Raw genomic sequence first — 18,135 nt, 5'->3', positions numbered from 1 at the left:
TATTGCCTTTCTCGGAGAAATCAAACCTCAGGGGCACAGCTTAGAAATCATCGAAGCGGTCCATCAAGCTCATCAAATACTCATCCAAGCGGTAACGGACCAATTCATCGGATAAACCGGTCATGCCAAACGTCTTCCATCCAGGGTAGACTGCCGGCTTGCCGTCCAAGATATCGATCAGTGACAGCAAATCCCAATATGGATCGTACACAAACGATTCACCGGCATGGCGTTCGTAAGCATCCAAAAATTCGTTGGCGATACGTGTGCCGTAAAGCTGCGCTAAGTTGACACGGCAATGCCCAACATCGACACCCGCAGGCCCCCGGCATGTATTCACCCAATCAACGACGCTGCTGACGTGACCCTCTTCCCATAAAATATTTCCTGGGTGATAATCGCGGTGGATTAAGCAATACTCAACCGGCGGCCCACCCGCGGCTACGATATAGAACGCGCGCATCCAATCGCCTTCTACGCGCGACCACTTCGGCCGCTCGAGGCGTCGTGCATCGTTATAGGCAAAATACTCATAAGGAAATCCTTCTGCTTTATGGCGGTGGATTTCAGCGAGCGTCTTGGCAAGCCCGTCAAGCCATGCCCCATCATATGCAGGAGGCAAGATGACCGCTCCTGGAACTTTCGTCATCAACACGGCCGGCATGCCGCATGCTTCGCCGCTTTCATCAAACGCCAAAATGCGCGGGGCAGGAATGCCCGCTTTCTCTGCAAGCTCCAGGCTCATCGCTTCATGCTTCGCCAAGTCCGGTTCCTGGTCGAGCCACTCCCCTTTATGGTGAAGCCGCAACACGATGCTCTGCTGCTCTCCATCTTTGCTTGCGCGAATTTCATAAAGCAGTGAAGAAGTCCCGCCTTCTAAGGGAATAGCTTCTTCCAATGCAGCTCCTGGCCATTTCGACTCGACCCATTCGAGTGCCTGGCGGGATAAGCCGCCGAATCCATTTGTCATCCTTGCCGCTCCTTTCAGCCTATCTTTTGTTTTAAGTGTACCATGAAAAAACGCCTACTCCAGCTTTTTGATAGGCGCTACCCTGAAATTCCGGAAGCGTTTACCGAGGCCCCAGAAGGGTATGGTTTCCTACAATGAATTTTCAACTTAACAGGTGAATCACCTGCATTGAACATACTGAAGGAGCTGACGTTACATGAAAGTGAAGCACCCGATCCCGAAAGCAAAAGAATTGGACAATACCCTATCTCTTCTTGGAGAAGGATTTGATTTCCTGCCCGGCCGCCGCAAAGAGCTGGGTTCGGATATTTTTGAAACCCGCCTGCTCGGGAAAAAGGTAGTTTGCATGGCCGGCGAAGAAGCGGCTGAACTGTTCTACAATAATGATTATTTTAAGCGCAGTGGCGCAGCGCCGCTTCCGCTTGAGCAAACGCTATTCGGGCGAGGTGCGGTCCACGGCCGCGACGGCGAAGACCATCACCAGCAAAAGCGCATGTTCCTGTCGATGATGACACCTGAGCGTTTGGAAGATGCCAAACGCATGATGATCCAAGAACTTGATGCCAAGGCCGAACAATGGGAGCAGATGGACGAAGTCGTCTTATTGGATGAAATTGAAGAAATCTTCACGCGCTCCATGATCCACTGGGCCGGACTGCCGATGAAAGAAAGCGAAGTCAAGCAGCGCACATGGGAGCTCGTAACGATGGTCGATTCATTCGGCCTTACTGAAGGGCGCTACCTTGAAGGCATGAAAGCACGCAATGCGCACGAAGACTGGCTGAAGAAAATCATCAAGCAAATCCGTAAAGGCGAATACAATCCGCCGGCCTATACGGCAGCATATATCGTCGCCCATCACCGGACACCGAACGGCAAACTGCTCGACCTCGAGACGGCAGCTGTCGATTTGAACAATGCCTACCGACCGATGATCGCCACCGCTTACTTTATTGTCTTCGGCGTCATGGCGATGCACGAAAACCCGGTCACGCGTGGAAAACTCCAGGCAGACGAAAACAATTATAGCCACAATTTCGCCCAGGAAGTACGCCGTTATTATCCGTTCGCACCAGTCATGGCAGCGATCGCCAAGAAGGATTTCAACTGGAACGGCGTCCACTTCAAAAAAGACATGCGCGTCATTCTGGACCTTTACGGCACGAACCATCACCCGGATTCCTGGGACAATCCCGACGAGTTCATCCCGGAACGCTTCAGCACATGGGACGGCAGCCCGTTCTCCTTTGTACCCCAAGGCGGCGGCGACCACCATACTGGACACCGCTGTGCGGGGGAATGGATGACGGTCATGTATATGCAGTCAATCTTTAAATATTTTGCGGAGAACTTGAAATACAGCGTGCCTGAACAAGACTTGTCCTACGACATGTCCCGCATGCCAACTATGCCAAAAAGCCGCTTGATCTTGAAAGACCTCCAAAAACTGAAAAACCGCCCAGACAATGTGTTCTATCACGAACAGAAGAACACAACTGTTCAATCAGGGTGCCCATTCCATTAATAATGAAAGGCTAGAGATTCTTTCTCTAGCTTTTTTTATTTCTGGAAAAGAAGATAGTCAGGGTTTGCTTGTGGAATCATTCCTGTTCATTAGTTGAGCTTCATGTTGGTATTCGCCGCCCTGCTTTGGGTTGGCCTTTGGCAGTAAGCCAAGAAGAACACTTGTCTTACTGCGTCGGCTCACCCGTGGCGCTGGGCGGCTTAGAAATTTCAAAGTGTGGAGCATGATTAGATAGATCTGCTTCTATAATCAGTTGCCGGCTAGTGGGGGAATCACTTCCTGAGATGTGGCGTCTGACACATTGGCGCTACAGTCTAAAATGTTGTGGGTAGGGTCGCTTCTCGACACTAAAGATGAGTCTAGTTAAAAATATGAAGCATCTCAGCATTTCCTATCGAATGGACAGAAGAAATTCCCTTCCTTTCTATAACTAGAGACGGAGTGGAAGGGGGGCTGACTCCTGAGGGATCGCGCGGGCTGGCGAGACAAATGTGCGGCGCTCTCTGCCGCACATTGGCTCAACACCCGCCCCTCGGAAAGCAGCCCCCCTGAAACGAAGTCGAGAAGCGGAAGCTTTTCTACTCACTCCTTCATATATTTAAATGTATGACCCGCAACTTGAAGATGCTATTCCCTAACAAACCAACAATTGACAGAACCGCCCCTATCTTATACGATAAGGCAGGAAATTAAATAGCCCGGCAACGGGAGAGGTTCATAGCATTCCACCCTCTATAAAAAACTATGGATTTTGAAATCAAGCCGAATCCACATGCGATTCGGCTTTTCGTTTGTCCGAATTTTTTATAGCTCTCCCCCAGCCGGCCGAATATAAGGAGGCCACTCACATGGCAGGAAGAAATGAAGAAACACTCGAGCATTTGTCTTTGCTCGGCAACCAGAACACGCGCTATAAATTCGAATACGACCCAGGCATTCTAGAAGCGATCGACAATCTCCACACGCGCGATTACTTCGTTAAATTCAATTGCCCGGAGTTCACTTCGCTGTGCCCGCAAACCGGCCAGCCCGATTTCGCGACGATTTACTTGAGCTTCATTCCAGACAAGAAACTCGTCGAAAGCAAAGCCTTGAAGCTGTATTTGTTCAGCTTCCGCAACCACGGCGATTTCCATGAAGATGTCGTCAACATCATCATGAACGACTTGATCGAGCTGCTCGACCCACGTTATATCGAAGTATGGGGCAAATTCACCCCGCGCGGCGGCTTGTCGATCGACCCGTACACGAACTATGGCAAGCCTGGCACGAAATACGAAGAAATGGCGACGTACCGGATGATGAACCACGACATGAATCCGGAAACGATCACCAACCGATAAGGAGAACCGCTCATGCTACTTTATTTGAACGGTGCGTTCGTCGGCCTTCTCATCCTGTCGAATATTTTGGCCGTGAAGTTATTTGCCATCAGTGAATGGGCGGTGCTGCCGGCTGCAGTTATCGTCTACGTCTTTACGTTCCCGATCACTGACACAATCGCGGAAGTGTACGGCAAAGAAGCCGCGCGCCAAACGGTCATGGCTGGGTTTATCACACAACTCGCAGCCCTGGCATTCATCTTTGCGGCCATTCATTTGCCCTCTGCGCCATTTTTTGCGGATCAGGCAGCTTTTGAATCGATCTTCTCGGCCGGCTTCCGGGTAACGCTCGCAAGCTTGGTATCTTATTTCATCAGCCAAAACTTGGACGTCACGATTTTCCATAAATTAAAAGCACGTAACGGCGAATCGAAGTTGTGGCTGCGCAATAATGCCTCGACGATGGTCAGCCAATTGGTCGATACAACAATCTTCATCACCATCGCTTTTTATGGGACGATGCCGCTGTCGGCGTTGTCTGCCATGATTTTGACGCAGTATTTATTCAAATGGGTCGTCGCAGCAGCGGACACGCCGCTTGTCTATCTGCTCGTCAAACTCGCGCGCCGTTCCAAGACAGCCACTCAAAAAAGCTTCGCGTAATCGATCCATGCATAAAAAAGCCGCCGGCAGTTAAACATTGCCGGCGGCTTTTGTGTTTAAATTTTTTGTTTGGCTGGTTGGGCTGCAGGTACGATGATCGCAGCCGAGTCATGTTTCTGTGTCCAGACGAGCTCTGCAGTGATCGGCAAATGATCCGATACAGCCGTTTCGATTTTTTCTGCATCCCGCACGTCAAAGCCGCGGTCGGCAAAAATATAGTCGATGCGCGTCATCGGCTTGAACGATTCGCCAGTTTCATGATTTTCATAAGGAGATGGGTACGTGTAGGCGTCGCCGCGCTTCACTTTCAAGAAGACATCTGTCATGGTCTGATGAAGATGCGCCAAATGACGATGGGTCGGCGGTGCATTGAAATCACCCGCGATGATTTTCGGGAAATGACTCTTGCCGGCAATCTCCAATATTTCCGCAATACTCATTTCAAGCTCTTCATCTTTCAACGCTAAATGGGCATTCAACACTTTGAGGTAAGTGCCTCCGACTTCAATTACTGTCTCGAGAACGCCTCGCTGCTCATTATTGTAGATGTCGGTTACGACTTGCGTCAAAAAATGGTTTTCTGCGTACTTGATTGGATAAAGGCTTAACGTAGCATTGCCGTACTGGCGGTTCGGGCGTTCTGGGTCATCCGGCGCTTGGTTCAAATTGGCGCCATATGCGGCGTACATCCCGAGCCGTTCGGAAAGCCATTCGACCTGATCCATATAAAAACTGCGGGCTGAAAAATAACGGTCGACTTCCTGAAGTGCCACTATGGTAGCTCCCGACGCTTCAATCACTTGTGCGGTTCTTTCTAAATCCACTTCGCCATCCATTCCCATTCCATGGGCAATATTGAACGACATCACTTTCACTGTTGGTGTCCTGCTGGCATCGCCGTGCATGAGACCATCTCCTTTTCTGGTTGAAACGAATCAGTGGCAGCTGCAATTGTCTCCTTAATTATAGCAAGGATGGCGCTTTTGTAAGTTAAAAACAGGTTAAAAATTGTTAGAGTTTTGTAAATTTCTGATTTTTGCCACAATTGGAACATGATCCGATGCTTCGGTATCGATGGTCCATGTCTCCAATGATTGAAAATGGGCATCGTGGAAAATATAATCGATTTTTTGTCCGTGGTCACCTTGTTTTTTATACGTATCGGGATAAGGACCCGAACCGAACGCGTTATAAAAATGCTTGGAAAATCGCTGGATATGTTTGGTAGAAGGCGCAGCATTGAAATCCCCCACCAGCACTTGCGGCAGCGGATTATCGGTCGTGATGGCAATGATTTCCGTCAAGCTGCGGTCCACTTCCTCATCAATCAGCGATAGATGCGTGTTATAGAAAGAAAACCGGAACCCCTCCATTTCAATGACCGCTTCGAGCATCCCGCGCGGCTCGAATTCTTCGGGATGGACTTCGACTGCGCTCAAATCATGGTTGCGGAATGACACGACCGGATAGCGGCTCAATATGGCGTTGCCGTATTCACGCTTCGGCCGCACGCCCCCGGCTCCCCTGTCAACCAGATTTGGCCCATACGCCATGTGCATGCCAAGCCGGTTGGAAAGCCATTTGGCCTGATCCCAAAAACGGCTGCGGGAAGAAAAGTTCCGGTCCACTTCCTGTAATCCGGCAACATCCACTTGTCCTTGTTCAATCGCTTGGGCCGTTAGTTCAAGGTCCAGCTTTCCGTCGATTCGCTTGCCTGATGCAATATTAAAGCTCATCACTGTTAGCATCTTCCCCACCCCCGTCTTCTCTTATTATTGTTTACTTCCATTCCCGTGCCTTGCCGATTGAAACCAAAAAAGGCCCGCAAGCAGGCGGGCCCATTTTTATTCAATTTGCTGATCTGTATAGACGATGATCGCATCCCGCAAATATTGTGCTGCCCCTTCGCCGGCTTTTTCATAATAAGCCGCGAAGCGTTCATCGGCGACATACATTTCCGCCAGTCCGGCATGCGCTTTCGGCTCGTAGCTGCCCCATGTAAACCCAAGCCACTGCCGGTGTAAATCGGCAATTTCCTGTCCCGCGGCTCCCGCCGGTTCGCCTTCTTTCAGCGCATGCTCCAGCTTTTCCAGGATCTCCTGCTCAAGGCGTTTGAATGCTTCATATTGTTCCTGGCCCATGCCGAGCATTTTGGCATTTGAACGGTCGACTTCCGCGTCGCCGTATTTCTCGCGGATTTCTTTCCCAAAAGCCGCTTCATTGTCCTCGACCAGCTGCTTCTTGAATCCTTCGAACTTTTCATGATCTGCCATTCGACTCTCCCCTTGTTTTGTGGAAATCGTTTTCTCCACATTTGTAATCAAAAGGTCCAGGCGGCTGCGTTCCCGCATCAACTGTTCCCGCTGCCCGATCAACGCTTCGGTTTCATCAAAACCCGGCTCGTCCAACAGCTTCGCGATGTCATGAAGCCCAAAACCGAGCTCCCGGTAAAACAAGATGAGCTGGAGACGGTCAATTTCTGCGCTCCCGTACAATCGGTAGCCGGATTCGTTTTTCTGCGGCGTCAATAAGCCGATCGAATCGTAATAGCGCAAAGTGCGCGCGCTCACACCGGCAAGCGTTGCCAATTTCTGCACTGTATACATGCCGCCACCTCCTGATGACTTCATCTTAAACCTTGACGCAGCGTCAAGGTCAAGAAAAAACATTACGTCAATTGTTGCTCGGCGAATTCGCGGTAGAGCATATGCTTCCCGGTTAACTCCCGGTGGTTTCCAATACCGGTGACCCGCCCGCCTTCGATAAAGACAATTTGATCGGCATCGACGATCGTCGACAAGCGATGGGCGATGACGAGTGTCGTGCGCCCTTCCATCAAACGCCCGAGCGCCTGTCCGACGATGCCTTCCGATTGGCTGTCGAGGCTCGCGGTCGCTTCGTCCATCATCAATAATTTTGGATCGCGCAAAAATGCGCGTGCGATGGCAATGCGCTGCCTCTGCCCACCGGACAATTTAACACCACGTTCCCCGACTTGCGTATCCAATCCATACGGAAACGAAGCGATGAACTCCTCGGCATACGCCATTCGGGACACGCGCCACAACTCTTCATCTGCATAACTGTCCGCATCCGGCAAACCATAAGTCAGATTGGCACGGATCGTCCCGCCCATCATGGCGCTTTCCTGTGACACATAGCCGATCTGGTCGCGCCAAGAAGCAATCGCCACATCCCCAATCGGCACATCACCGATTGTAATGGTCCCAGCGGTCGGTTCGTAAAAGCGCTCGATCAACCCGAAAATGGTGGTCTTGCCTCCGCCACTCGGCCCGGCAAAGGCAATCTTCTGGCCAGGCCGTGCTTCAAACGACACGCCCTGCAGCACCGGCTCGCCGTTTTCGTAGGCAAAACTGACGTCTTCGAGGCGCAGCGTTTTGCCGGTGATGTCCATTTCGATGCCGCGCTGTTGTTCTTCAAGCGGCAATTCCAAAATATCGATAATGCGTTCTGTCGCTCCTCTCGCTTTTTGCAACTCTGTAAAGAACCGCGCAAACGTAGCGAGCGGCACAACAATCTGGAACAAATAGAGAAGAAAAGCGACTAAGGATCCGGTCGACATCGACCCTTCCGAAACACGGATACCGCCGTAGCCGATGATCATCACGATAACGACCATGACAACCAAGTACATCAGCGGGCCGATCAAGGCATAGACTTTCGCTTCTCTCATGCCGAGCCCGTATAATTTCTGGACGCCCGAAAGCCCGCGCTGCTCTTCCACTCGTTCCGCTGTCGATGATTTCATCAAGCGGATTTCCCCGAGCGTCTGCTGGACATCGCCCGTGAATACGGCGGTCTCATCCTGCAAGCTGCGGGAAATCTTCGCCATCTTGCGACCTAACGGAATCATGATGGCAATCGTCAGCGGCACTGCGAGCATCATGATCAAAGTCATTTTCCAGTCCAGCACAAGAAGGATCGCGACCGCCCCGATGATCGTAATGATGCCGGTCACGAAATTCGGGAAATGATCGGTGATGAGATTCCTGACGATGCCGGTATCATTGACGACACGGCTCACCGTTTGCCCGCTTGCGTGCTGGTCGAAATAGCCGACACGCAAACGCAGCAAATGAAGCCACATGCGCTCGCGTAGCCCTGCCACGATCCGCTGCCCGACCATGCTCAATAAATAAATCGATACGCCGTTAATGACAGCCTGCACGATAAACGCAGCGGCAAGCGCGGCAATCAATCCTCCGCTCAATGCCTCTACTGAAAACCCGTCCACCAACTCTCTCGTCAACAACGGGACGAGCAAGCCGACGATCGTCGTGACCAAACTGGTCGCCAACCCAAAAATCAATGCCCATTTCGGGATTTTAATCGAGGTTAACAGTGTGAAAAACGGCTTGATGCCTTGTTTTCTCTGAATTGATTCCATAACTTCATCTCCTATCTATCCGTTCAAGCCATTTACGCAGCAGCAATTTTCCGGTCTTTCGGCAAAGCAAGGCCTACCAGCCCGAGTATCGGCAGCACGGAAATGATGACCATCGTTTCATAAACGCCGATCGAATCCATCAACACACCGATCGCGACCGCTCCAATGGCCCCCATGCCAAATGCCAAGCCGACCGTCAGCCCGGACATCGTGCCGATTCTGCTCGGTACGAGTTCTTGGGCGTAGACGACCATGACAGAAAAGCTCAACATAAGGAAAAAGCCCAATACGGCAAGAATGACAGCGACAATCGGCAAGGCCACATACGGCAGCACCAGCGCCAACGGAATCGGTACGAGCAACGACAGCACAATGACGCGCTTGCGGCCGATGCGGTCTGCAAGCGGGCCGCCGAAAAAGGTCCCGAACGCCCCGATTCCAAGAAATAGGAAGATAAACATTTGTCCTTGCTGAATCGTCACACCATAATTATCCATTAAATGGAAGATATAAAAACTGGTGATCGTCGTTATGTAAAAAGTGCGCGCGAAAATGATCAATAACAGCAAGGTCAAAGCAGTGCCCACCTGCTTTTTCGTCAAAGGCGGCAAAGAAGACAGCACCGTTTTTTTCACTTTCTCCAGTTTGTCACGCTCTAACTGTGCCTTGTACCAGGCCGAAATTTTGGATAACACGAAAATGCCGAGTGCTGCAACGAAGAGAAACAACGCCGCGCCTTTTTGGCCGAGCGGCACCAGGATAAAGGCACTGATCAAAGGCGCCAGCGCTTGCCCAGAATTGCCCCCGACTTGATAAATCGATTGCGACAAACCGCGTCTTGATCCCGCTGCCATATACGACACGCGCGAACCTTCCGGATGAAAGACCGCAGAACCGAAACCGAGAAAAATGACCGACAATAAGATGAGCCAATACTCGGGCGCAAACGCCAAGCCCGCGATCCCGATGAACGAGAACACCATGCCGAGCGGCAATGCGTAAGGCATCGGCTTTTTATCGCTCGCAAACCCGATGACTGGCTGCAAGACAGACGCCACCATATTGAGCGCAAAAGCGATCAGCCCGAGCTGTGTGAAGGACAAGCCCAGGTCCTTCTCTAAAATTGGGAACATCGCCGGAATCACTGCCTGCAAGGAATCATTCAGTAAATGGACACCGCCGATCGCGAACATCACCGGATAAACCGGGTTCCCTGCGAGCGAAGATGAGGATATTGCTTTTGCCATTATGCCGCCTCCAAATTAAGTAATCACGTTCTTTTTTTCCATTATAAACCAATCCTATCCAGCAATAAAATGCACAAAAAGCGCAGTTGCACATTCGCCTTTGAATGCCCATCTGCGCTCTTTGTTTCTGCTTATGAGCCCGCCTTACAGTAAACGGAGGAAAAGCACTTTCAAATAATCGCCTTCCGGAAATCTTCTGTCGACGTGGAAATCGGCCGGCAAGCTATAAGTTTCCACTACTTTGTATTTCTGGTTTTTATCTTTGAATGCTTTATCGATCATTTGAGTGAACTTCTTCATATTGAATGAAGCGCTGTTAGTCGAAGCGACGATCAAGCCTTCCGGCGCCGTAATATCGATCGTTTCTTTCATCAAATTAGTGTAATCTTTCGCCGCACTGAAAACGTGCTTTTTCGAGCGCGCAAAACTTGGGGGATCGAGGACGACCACATCAAAGTTTAGGTTTTTGCGCTTCGCGTATTTGAAATAATTGAAGACATCCATCACCAGAATGTCCTGCTCGTCAAAATCAATGCCGTTGATGCTGAACTGCTCGATCGTTTTCGCCGAGCTGCGCTTCGCGAGATCCACGCTCGTCGTCTTGTCCGCTCCGCCAAGCGCTGCCGCCACAGAAAAGGCCCCTGTGTAAGAGAAGGTATTGAGCACCGTTTTGCCGTCCGCATATTTCGTGCGAATCGCCTGGCGCACGTCGCGCTGGTCGAGGAAGATGCCGGTCATTGCGCCGTCGTTTAAATATACCGCGAAGTTCATCCCATTCTCTTGAACGATCAACGGGAATTCTCCGCGCTCGCCCGATACGAAATCATCGTCTTCGATATACTGGCCTTTCGTATCGAACCGTTTTTTCTCATAGATTCCGATGCACTCCACTACATTCTCCAAAGCTGCCACGACGTCTTCGCGGAACGAATAGACGCCTTCGCTATACCAGGACAGCAGGTAGAATCCGGCATAATAATCGATCGTCAACCCGCCGAAACCATCGCCTTCGCCGTTGAAAACACGGAAAGCGGTCGTCTCCGGATTGTTGAAGAATTTCTCGCGGCGGCTGAATGCCAATTCCAACTTGCGTTCGACAAAGGCTTGGCCGACTGCCTCGTCCTGGTTTCTCGTCAAGATCCAGCCAGCGCCTTTGTTCTGTTCGCCGTAATAACCTGTGCCCAAATATTCCCCATCTTTATCGACGAGGCGCAGCAATGTGCCTTCCGGAGCATCGATTTCACTCATCAATCCGTCTTTTGTGATGAGCGGAGACCCTTTCGCCAATTCATTTCTCAAAACATCTTTCACTGTTACCGTCATTTCGTTTCTCACAATTCCTCATCCTATCTATGCCGTTGCGTTTTGCATTATAATCAGTGTAAAGGAAATCCGTCGCCCTGCCCACTTTCAAACGCCCTTTTCAGTGAATTGGATCAGGAAAGGAGGAGCCGTCGTGAAAAAGAAATTCTACGTCTACAATATCCTGCTGACAAACGGAGACATGTTGGAAAGCGTCCGCATTGAAGGTGCACTCGAAGACCATTTCATCGGCATCGCCGTCAGCCTGCTTCCGGTAGAAGATGCAGCGGGCAAGACGATTGTCTTGAACCTCTTCCACATCGTGCGTGCTGAGCTTGTGCGCATTGAAGAAGCTTAGTGGAGATAGTGAGGGTTAGCTTGCGGAAATGCGTTTGCTGTTCTATCGGAGCTTCAGGTTAGTAGGGGAATCGCTTCCCGGGACATGATTGGAAAAGATAGTGGGAGTTTAGATGTTGAATTGTTTTTGCTTCTATTTGAGTTTCGTCTGAGTAGTCGCCGCCGTGCTTTGGGTTGGCCTTTAGCAGTAAGCCAGGAAGAACGCCTGTCTTTCTGCGTCGGCTCACCCTTGTCGCTCGGCCGCTGTGAGATTTCATTGAGTGTCTTTTGTTTAATCAGATCTGCTTCTGTAGCTAGTTGCCGGCTAGTTGGGAAATCGCTTCCCGGGACATGTTTGGAAAAGATAGCGCGAGTTTAGATGTTGAATTGTTTTTGCTTCTGTTTGAGTTTCGCCTGAATAGTCGCCGCCGTGCTTTGGGTTGGCCTTTAGCAGTAAGCCAGGAAGAACGCCTGTCTTTCTGCGTCGGCTCACCCTTGTCGCTCGGCCGCTGTGAGATTTCATTGAGTGTCTTTTGTTTAATCAGATCTGCTTCTGTAGCTAGTTGCCGGCTAGTTGGGAAATCGCTTCCCGGGACATGTTTGGAAAAGATAGCGCGAGTTTAGATGTTGAATTGTTTTTGCTTCTGTTTGAGTTTCGCCTGAATAGTCGCCGCCGTGCTTTGGGTTGGCCTCTTGCCGTAAGCCAGAAAGAACGCCTGTCTTACGGCATCGGCTCACCCCTTTACGCTCGTCGGCTGAGTGATTTCATTGAGTGAAGAATGTTTAGTCAGTCCGGCTTCTGCAATCAGTTACCGGCTAGTTGGGAAATCGCTTCCCGGAAGAAATGTATAAGAAGCTAGAAGCTAGAAGCTAGAAGCTAGTGAGAGTTTACTTGTCGAATTGTTTTTGCCTTTGTTTGAGTTTCGCCTGAGTAGTCGCCGCCGTGCTTTGGGTTGGCCTTTAGCCGTAAGCCAAGAAGGACACTTGTCTTACTGCGTCGGCTCACCCTTGTCGCTCGGCGGCTGAGTGATTTCATTGCCTAAGGTGCGTTCAACTAGGTCTGCTTCTTTAGTCAGTTACCGGCTAGCGGGGGAATCGCTTCCTGTGATGTAGAGTCTGGCACATTGGTGCTTTAGTCGAAAATGTTGGTGGCAGGATCAGGATTAGCTCGCTTCTCTACTCCAAAGATAACTTGAGTTAGAAAACCTGAATTGTTTCTACATTTAATATTTAATGAGCAAAAAAATGATCTTTCACTCTAAAACTAGAGACGGAGTGGAAGGGGGCTGACTCCTGAGGGACCGCGCGGGCTGGCGAGACAAATGTGCGGCTCTCTTTGCCGCACATTGGCTCAACACCCGCCCCTCGGAAAGCAGCCCCCTGAAACGAAGTCTCATAGCGCAAGCTATTGTAATCACTAAATTTCAACTTCTATCTTTATATCTGCATAATCCTCTCAAAAGAAAAAAGCGCTCCGCAGTAACGCGGAACGCTTTATATTCATTGGTTATTCTTGCATCCATTCCCATGCATCGTTCATTTCGTCGAGCTTGAAATGGCGTGTCTCCAGGCCGTCTGCAAAGCCTTGCCAGCCGCTCGCTGCCGAGGTCCAGTCCCTTTCGCTGATAACCGCGAATTTGCGCGCTTGGCTCCAGCTGTGCCGGTCGATTACCGCACCATCTGCCGCATCGAACAAAGTTGAATCTTCCACTTTGTAAATGATGGCATACATATTGAAATGTCCTTTTTCGCTCACTTTGTCGCGGATGACGTGATCCAGTTTCTCTATATCGGCTTTGCTGGCACGCCCTTCCACTTCAATCGCAATCGTTTCGATGTCTTTGCTCGGTACAATTGACAACATATCTCGTCACCTCTCCTTTATCCAATCCCAGGCTGCTTCCATCTGGTCCATTGGGAAATGTTTGGCTTGCACGCCAGGCAGTTTGTCGAGTGCGCCCGATACTTTGTCGAGCCAGTCTTTTTCACTGACGACCGCGAGTTTATTGTATTGGCTCCAGCGTTTGGCATCGATGGCCAACTCTTCGAACATGGCGCCCGCTGTAGGCGTGTCGATATCGCCGAGCACGGCGTACACATTAAATTTCTGATCGTTGCGGAATTTTTCGAACACCACATTGTCAAATTTTTTCAAATCGTCTTTGGTTACTTTCCCTTCGACTTCAATGGCAAGGGTTTGTTCGTCTTTACTGGTAACGAATGATAACATGGCGGCTCCTCCTTAAAGTTTCCTGATAATGCTGTTATTCCCTCTAGAGAGGGCATCAAACTGACATTCGCAAATCAGCGTTTTAGATATATCGCATTCTGCATTTTATTGCTTTGCAGATTAGTGTATAATGGAGTCAGATAATTTCGAAAGGAGATTTACTATGCCGATTCCTGTAGACCATACAAGGCCGGTACGCGTTTCCGCTAAAGAAAGTGCCCACTTACAATTGCAGCAATGGATCATCGACGGCACCCTACAGCCTGGTGAGAAACTGGTTGACACCGAACTCGCTGAAGCGCTCAATTTGAGCCGGACGCCGATTCGTGAAGCCCTGCAGCTTCTTGAAGTACAAGGATTCATTGAAATGTTTCCCGGCAAAGCGACACGCGTTACGGATATCCATATCGAAGACATCAAACACCTCCTGCCTCCTCTTGCTGTGCTGCAAGCACTTGCCGGTGAGCTGGCCATTCCGAATTTGACCCCTGAGATTTTTGGGCTGTTGGAAGAAACCAACCGGAAATTTGCGCGCGCCATCCGCAACAGCGATTCCTTCTCTGCTTTGAAAATCGATGAAGAATTCCATCAGATCATCGTGGATGCAGCCGGAAATCCATATATAGATTCCATTCTCGGCCAGCTTCAATCACATGTCCGCAGACAATTTTTCCACCATTCCCTAGTCTTGACGATGCGCTCCCATGACGAGCACATCGAAATCATCGAAACTCTCAAAGCCGGAGACGCCGAAAAGATTTCACACTTGATGAAATCCAATTGGGTCCGCACTATTGAAGAATTGACCGCTTCCAAAGGCATTTAAAAAAGCTGTTCCACAACGTGTCGCACACGTTGGGAACAGCTTTTTTTAGCGATTTGTGAAGGCTGGAGATTCCGCTTCCCCGCGATTTCTCAAACGGGCGGCCACACCTGAAATGATGATAGCGGCCAAAGCCGGCACTAGCCAGCCGAGCCCGTCGCCGTAAAGCGGCAGGACCTCAGCATAAAAGTCGATGATGCTTTGGAGCCAAGCTGGATTTTCAATGCCGAGCGAGCCTGTCAAAGTTTTCAATCCGTCAACGATCGCGATGAAGAACGTCACGCCGATAGCCGATACGTAGACGATGCGGCTGTGGTTGAAAAGCGGCGACATGAACGCCAGCATGATCAGGACGATTGCGAGTGGATACAAGAACATCAATACCGGAATGGAATACGTGATGATATTCGAAAGTCCAGCGTTTGTTACCACTAACGAAAAGATGGTGAAGATAAAGACATATGTGCGGTAGCTGATGCCAGGCGTCAGCTTATGGAAAAATTCTGAAGTGGCGACAGTCAAGCCGACTGCTGTTGTAAGGCATGCCAAGATGATGATCACGGCCAATAGCATGGCGCCGAATGTGCCGAAATAATGTTCAGAAGCCCCGCTCAGAACCGGCCCGCCGGTTTCCAATAGGCCCAGCTGAGAAGTGCTGGTCGCGCCAAGGAAAGCGATTCCCGTATAAACGACAGCCAACAATCCAGCTGCCACGGCACCGCTGAGAAGCGTCGCCTTCAGCAAGCCCTTAGATGAGGTAACGCCCATTTTCTGGACCGCTGAAATGACGATAATCCCGAACACGAGCGAAGCGAGCGCATCCATCGTATTGTATCCTTCCGTAAAGCCGGTCAAAAAGGCCCCGCTTGCGTACCCGTCTTGTGCAGGGCCAGCCTCGCCCATCGGAGAGACGAACGCCGCAACTAGCAAGACGCCAAGGACGATCAAGATAGCCGGAGCTAGGAATTTACCGATGCTGTCGACCATTTGCGTTGGGTTCAACGACAACAATAAAGAAACCACATAAAAAATGAGCGAGAAGACAATCAAACCGATCGTAATCGATCCCTCTCCGATAAATGGCACGATGCCCACTTCATAAGAAACGGCTGCCGTCCGCGGCAATGCGAAAAACGGCCCGATCGTCAAATAAAGCGCGGCGGTAAACAATAAGCCGTAAACCGGGTGCACACGGCTTGAGAGATCTTGCAAGTCCCGGCTTTTTGAAAAACCGATCGCCAAGATGCCGAGAAGCGGCAAGCCGACACCTGTCGTCAAGAAACCAGCCATTGCCACCCATACATTTTCACCGGCGTATTGTCCGAGCTGCGCCGGGAAGATCAAATTCCCTGCCCCGAAAAACAATGCGAAAAGCATTGTCCCAATGATAAGATAAGCCTTCATCGATAATTTGCTGTCCATACTTACTAACTCCCTCACTTTTTGAATATTCATTCTTCTTTATCCCAAAATACTATCAGCGAATAATTGTATGCGATATATTGCATAAGGTAATACTACAACATCCTCTACAAAATGCAAGTGTTAAATTCTTATTTTCGGAAAATTTCATTATTCGCTTGAAACCCTGTTATATAGAGCTTTCGCGCTATAACATTTTCTTCCTTTCCTTACAGTTATTCCGCTTCAATTCCCGAAACTATGGGCTCGCATTTCCAGTCGATTGCTGTAAAATATCTACATATATGAAGACGTCCATCGTTTTCCAAAACTGACCGGAAGGCGGAGGTTCCCAATGAAGATCGTACGCATCGTTTTACAATTGCTTGTCCTTTATGGCTTTTTGCTGATCGGCGAAGCCATTCAGGCCTTACTCAATTTGCCGATGCCCGGCAGCATCATCGGCTTTTTGCTGTTGTTCAGCGCTTTATTGCTGAAAATCTATCCACTCGAGTGGATAGACGCCGGCGCTACTTTTTTATTAAGCTTTCTTTCCTTATATTTCATTCCGGCAACGGTCGGCGTCGTTGACTATGGTCCCCTATTTTCCGGGAAAGGCGTGTTGCTGCTGCCGATTGTGATCATCAGTACGCTTATCACGATGGCAGCTGCCGGTTTTGCAAGCCAGTCCATTGCGAATCGAAGCGCAGCGCAAAAGGAGGAATCGTAATCATGGCATTCACTCCCGCAGCCATTGTATTCTCTGTCCTGACCGTAGCGACTTACGTTATCGCCAATTTCGTGTACTTGCGCTTTCGTAAAACGCCGTTGAATCCGGTCATCACAGCGACGGTAGCGCTCGTGGCTATTTTAATCCTGTTCGACGTCCCTTATGAAACCTATATGGAAGGCGGCGACTGGGTCGCGGCTTTTCTCGGTCCCGCTGTCGTCGCGCTTGCCGTCCCGCTCTATAAGCATCGTGAATTGCTCCAGAAAAACCTGGTCCCGATTGCTGCCGGGATTGTCGCGGGTGTCATCGCCGGCCTCGTCAGCGGCACCCTGTTTACGCGTTGGCTCGGTTTTACGGAAGAATTGATCTTGACGGTCTTGCCGAAATCATTGACGACGCCTGTCGCCATGCAAGTCGCGACCACAATCGGCGGCATCCCATCGCTGGCCGCCGTATTCGTCATGGTTGCCGGCTTCACGGGCATCCTGCTCGGGCCGTATTTGCTGCAGTTATTGAACATCGATTCCCCGATCGGTCGCGGCATCGGCCTCGGCGCTTCTGCCCATGGGCTTGGCACAGCGAAAGCGTTCGAATACGGCCCGGAAGATGCTTCGATGAGTTCTGTCGCGATGACCTTGTCTGCCGTTCTTGGCGCCTTGCTCAGCCCGCTCGCTGCCTGGCTGTTGCTTTAGCATGTTTTCAAGTACAACGAGGAATCATATCTTCTTACTATCATCGCAATTCAATAGCTTCATAAAAAAATCCCCGGTGCACCGATGCACCGGGGATTCTCTATTTGATCGTCACTTGCCAGGATACGCCGAAGCGGTCATTGCACCAGCCAAATTTCCGGCTGAAGCCGTAATCGCCAGGTTCCATCAGTACTTTTCCATCTTCGCTTAAAGCACTATAGACTTTATCGAATTGCGCTTCATCATCCACTTGGACAAATAGCGACACAGCAGGCGTAAAAGTGAACTCATGCGGAATCGGGCTATCGATGCACATGTATTCGGTGCCTGCCAACGTAAAGCTCGCTTGCTCTACTTTGCCATCCTCCCGATACCTCACTGAATCGATATGGGAATTTTTGAAAATGGAGGTATACAGTTTCATCGCCTCTTCTGCTTGCCCTTGAAACAATAAAAATGTTGTAATCGTTTGAGTCATGTAATCAA

Annotated in this window: 18 protein-coding genes and 1 riboswitch; of the genes, 7 read left to right on the top strand and 11 right to left on the bottom strand. The window is 50.2% G+C overall.

Going from position 1 to position 18,135, the window contains the following annotated elements; all coding sequences use genetic code 11:
• Window positions 1–40 precede the first annotated feature (40 nt).
• On the bottom strand, window positions 41–970 hold the full coding sequence (locus tag M1Q06_RS01510) for a phosphotransferase family protein (RefSeq protein WP_121300733.1): 930 nt from the start codon (window positions 968–970) through the stop codon (window positions 41–43).
• Between the two features lie 196 nt (window positions 971–1,166).
• Here M1Q06_RS01510 and M1Q06_RS01505 point away from each other — a divergent pair, with 196 nt between their 5' ends.
• The 3 genes from M1Q06_RS01505 to M1Q06_RS01495 all read left to right on the top strand — a co-directional run bounded on the left by M1Q06_RS01505 (window position 1,167) and on the right by M1Q06_RS01495 (window position 4,480).
• A complete protein-coding gene (locus tag M1Q06_RS01505; RefSeq protein ID WP_434401136.1) occupies window positions 1,167–2,495 on the top strand; it encodes a cytochrome P450 in 1,329 nt (442 codons plus the stop codon).
• A 704-nt stretch (window positions 2,496–3,199) separates the two neighbouring features.
• Window positions 3,200–3,247, top strand: a riboswitch (PreQ1 riboswitch).
• A 96-nt stretch (window positions 3,248–3,343) separates the two neighbouring features.
• Window positions 3,344–3,838: a preQ(1) synthase gene (gene queF, locus M1Q06_RS01500; protein WP_058382035.1), complete on the top strand. Its 495-nt coding sequence runs from the start codon at window positions 3,344–3,346 to the stop codon at window positions 3,836–3,838.
• Between the two features lie 12 nt (window positions 3,839–3,850).
• Complete coding sequence (locus M1Q06_RS01495) at window positions 3,851–4,480, top strand: queuosine precursor transporter (protein ID WP_434401134.1); 630 nt, start codon at window positions 3,851–3,853, stop codon at window positions 4,478–4,480.
• Window positions 4,481–4,536: 56 nt separating this feature from the next.
• Here the strand turns inward: M1Q06_RS01495 and M1Q06_RS01490 are convergent, their stop codons facing one another.
• The 6 genes from M1Q06_RS01490 to M1Q06_RS01465 all read right to left on the bottom strand — a co-directional run bounded on the left by M1Q06_RS01490 (window position 4,537) and on the right by M1Q06_RS01465 (window position 11,470).
• The gene (locus M1Q06_RS01490) at window positions 4,537–5,385 is read right to left on the bottom strand and encodes an endonuclease/exonuclease/phosphatase family protein (protein WP_121300731.1); all 849 of its coding nucleotides are present in this window, start codon (window positions 5,383–5,385) and stop codon (window positions 4,537–4,539) included.
• 96 nt (window positions 5,386–5,481) lie between these two features.
• Window positions 5,482–6,228 carry an endonuclease/exonuclease/phosphatase family protein gene (locus tag M1Q06_RS01485; RefSeq protein ID WP_121300730.1) on the bottom strand — a complete coding sequence of 249 codons (747 nt, stop codon included), beginning with the start codon at window positions 6,226–6,228 and terminating at the stop codon, window positions 5,482–5,484.
• Between the two features lie 96 nt (window positions 6,229–6,324).
• Window positions 6,325–7,086, bottom strand: a complete 762-nt coding sequence (locus M1Q06_RS01480) for a MerR family transcriptional regulator (protein ID WP_121300729.1) — start codon at window positions 7,084–7,086, stop codon at window positions 6,325–6,327.
• Between the two features lie 62 nt (window positions 7,087–7,148).
• Window positions 7,149–8,888: an ABC transporter ATP-binding protein gene (locus M1Q06_RS01475; RefSeq protein WP_434401131.1), complete on the bottom strand. Its 1,740-nt coding sequence runs from the start codon at window positions 8,886–8,888 to the stop codon at window positions 7,149–7,151.
• A 32-nt stretch (window positions 8,889–8,920) separates the two neighbouring features.
• The gene (locus M1Q06_RS01470; RefSeq protein WP_434401129.1) at window positions 8,921–10,135 is read right to left on the bottom strand and encodes an MFS transporter; all 1,215 of its coding nucleotides are present in this window, start codon (window positions 10,133–10,135) and stop codon (window positions 8,921–8,923) included.
• Window positions 10,136–10,279: 144 nt separating this feature from the next.
• The gene (locus M1Q06_RS01465) at window positions 10,280–11,470 is read right to left on the bottom strand and encodes a class I SAM-dependent rRNA methyltransferase (RefSeq protein WP_434401127.1); all 1,191 of its coding nucleotides are present in this window, start codon (window positions 11,468–11,470) and stop codon (window positions 10,280–10,282) included.
• A 121-nt stretch (window positions 11,471–11,591) separates the two neighbouring features.
• Between M1Q06_RS01465 and M1Q06_RS01460 the strand changes: the two genes are divergently transcribed.
• Complete coding sequence (locus tag M1Q06_RS01460; protein WP_434401125.1) at window positions 11,592–11,795, top strand: hypothetical protein; 204 nt, start codon at window positions 11,592–11,594, stop codon at window positions 11,793–11,795.
• Window positions 11,796–13,280: 1,485 nt separating this feature from the next.
• Here the strand turns inward: M1Q06_RS01460 and M1Q06_RS01455 are convergent.
• Window positions 13,281–13,637 carry an STAS/SEC14 domain-containing protein gene (locus M1Q06_RS01455; protein WP_434401123.1) on the bottom strand — a complete coding sequence of 119 codons (357 nt, stop codon included), beginning with the start codon at window positions 13,635–13,637 and terminating at the stop codon, window positions 13,281–13,283.
• Window positions 13,638–13,643: 6 nt separating this feature from the next.
• The gene (locus tag M1Q06_RS01450) at window positions 13,644–14,003 is read right to left on the bottom strand and encodes an STAS/SEC14 domain-containing protein (RefSeq protein WP_434401121.1); all 360 of its coding nucleotides are present in this window, start codon (window positions 14,001–14,003) and stop codon (window positions 13,644–13,646) included.
• A gap of 163 nt (window positions 14,004–14,166) precedes the next feature.
• Here M1Q06_RS01450 and M1Q06_RS01445 point away from each other — a divergent pair, with 163 nt between their 5' ends.
• Window positions 14,167–14,829, top strand: coding sequence for a GntR family transcriptional regulator (locus tag M1Q06_RS01445; RefSeq protein ID WP_058382044.1), 663 nt, complete (start codon window positions 14,167–14,169; stop codon window positions 14,827–14,829).
• A 45-nt stretch (window positions 14,830–14,874) separates the two neighbouring features.
• On the opposite strand, the gene brnQ is transcribed toward M1Q06_RS01445, so the two are convergent.
• Entirely contained in the window at window positions 14,875–16,248 is a 1,374-nt protein-coding gene (gene brnQ, locus M1Q06_RS01440; protein WP_434401119.1) for a branched-chain amino acid transport system II carrier protein, read from the bottom strand.
• A 334-nt stretch (window positions 16,249–16,582) separates the two neighbouring features.
• On the opposite strand from brnQ, the gene M1Q06_RS01435 reads away from it, so the two are divergent.
• Both M1Q06_RS01435 and M1Q06_RS01430 read left to right on the top strand, forming a co-directional pair.
• Window positions 16,583–16,957: a CidA/LrgA family holin-like protein gene (locus M1Q06_RS01435; RefSeq protein ID WP_434401117.1), complete on the top strand. Its 375-nt coding sequence runs from the start codon at window positions 16,583–16,585 to the stop codon at window positions 16,955–16,957.
• Between the two features lie 2 nt (window positions 16,958–16,959).
• Window positions 16,960–17,649: an LrgB family protein gene (locus M1Q06_RS01430; protein ID WP_434401115.1), complete on the top strand. Its 690-nt coding sequence runs from the start codon at window positions 16,960–16,962 to the stop codon at window positions 17,647–17,649.
• Window positions 17,650–17,749: 100 nt separating this feature from the next.
• Here the strand turns inward: M1Q06_RS01430 and M1Q06_RS01425 are convergent, their stop codons facing one another.
• Complete coding sequence (locus M1Q06_RS01425) at window positions 17,750–18,127, bottom strand: VOC family protein (RefSeq protein WP_434401113.1); 378 nt, start codon at window positions 18,125–18,127, stop codon at window positions 17,750–17,752.
• Between the last annotated feature and the right edge of the window lie 8 nt (window positions 18,128–18,135).

Origin of the sequence: Planococcus sp. 11815, assembly GCF_051096385.1 — a bacterium.
GTDB lineage: Bacteria > Bacillota > Bacilli > Bacillales_A > Planococcaceae > Planococcus > Planococcus citreus.
This window is presented reverse-complemented; position numbering and strand designations above follow the sequence as displayed.

What these genes read in the sequence shown, in the direction of transcription:
- M1Q06_RS01475 (WP_434401131.1), bottom strand. Translation starts at nt 8,888, where the DNA reads ATGGAATCAATTCAGAGAAAACAAGGCATCAAGCCGTTTTTCACACTG.
- M1Q06_RS01450 (WP_434401121.1), bottom strand. Translation starts at nt 14,003, where the DNA reads ATGTTATCATTCGTTACCAGTAAAGACGAACAAACCCTTGCCATTGAA.
- queF (WP_058382035.1), top strand. Translation starts at nt 3,344, where the DNA reads ATGGCAGGAAGAAATGAAGAAACACTCGAGCATTTGTCTTTGCTCGGC.
- M1Q06_RS01430 (WP_434401115.1), top strand. Translation starts at nt 16,960, where the DNA reads ATGGCATTCACTCCCGCAGCCATTGTATTCTCTGTCCTGACCGTAGCG.
- M1Q06_RS01435 (WP_434401117.1), top strand. Translation starts at nt 16,583, where the DNA reads ATGAAGATCGTACGCATCGTTTTACAATTGCTTGTCCTTTATGGCTTT.
- M1Q06_RS01455 (WP_434401123.1), bottom strand. Translation starts at nt 13,637, where the DNA reads ATGTTGTCAATTGTACCGAGCAAAGACATCGAAACGATTGCGATTGAA.
- M1Q06_RS01445 (WP_058382044.1), top strand. Translation starts at nt 14,167, where the DNA reads ATGCCGATTCCTGTAGACCATACAAGGCCGGTACGCGTTTCCGCTAAA.
- brnQ (WP_434401119.1), bottom strand. Translation starts at nt 16,248, where the DNA reads ATGGACAGCAAATTATCGATGAAGGCTTATCTTATCATTGGGACAATG.
- M1Q06_RS01480 (WP_121300729.1), bottom strand. Translation starts at nt 7,086, where the DNA reads ATGTATACAGTGCAGAAATTGGCAACGCTTGCCGGTGTGAGCGCGCGC.
- M1Q06_RS01505 (WP_434401136.1), top strand. Translation starts at nt 1,167, where the DNA reads ATGAAAGTGAAGCACCCGATCCCGAAAGCAAAAGAATTGGACAATACC.
- M1Q06_RS01495 (WP_434401134.1), top strand. Translation starts at nt 3,851, where the DNA reads ATGCTACTTTATTTGAACGGTGCGTTCGTCGGCCTTCTCATCCTGTCG.
- M1Q06_RS01490 (WP_121300731.1), bottom strand. Translation starts at nt 5,385, where the DNA reads ATGCACGGCGATGCCAGCAGGACACCAACAGTGAAAGTGATGTCGTTC.
- M1Q06_RS01510 (WP_121300733.1), bottom strand. Translation starts at nt 970, where the DNA reads ATGACAAATGGATTCGGCGGCTTATCCCGCCAGGCACTCGAATGGGTC.
- M1Q06_RS01425 (WP_434401113.1), bottom strand. Translation starts at nt 18,127, where the DNA reads ATGACTCAAACGATTACAACATTTTTATTGTTTCAAGGGCAAGCAGAA.
- M1Q06_RS01470 (WP_434401129.1), bottom strand. Translation starts at nt 10,135, where the DNA reads ATGGCAAAAGCAATATCCTCATCTTCGCTCGCAGGGAACCCGGTTTAT.
- M1Q06_RS01485 (WP_121300730.1), bottom strand. Translation starts at nt 6,228, where the DNA reads ATGCTAACAGTGATGAGCTTTAATATTGCATCAGGCAAGCGAATCGAC.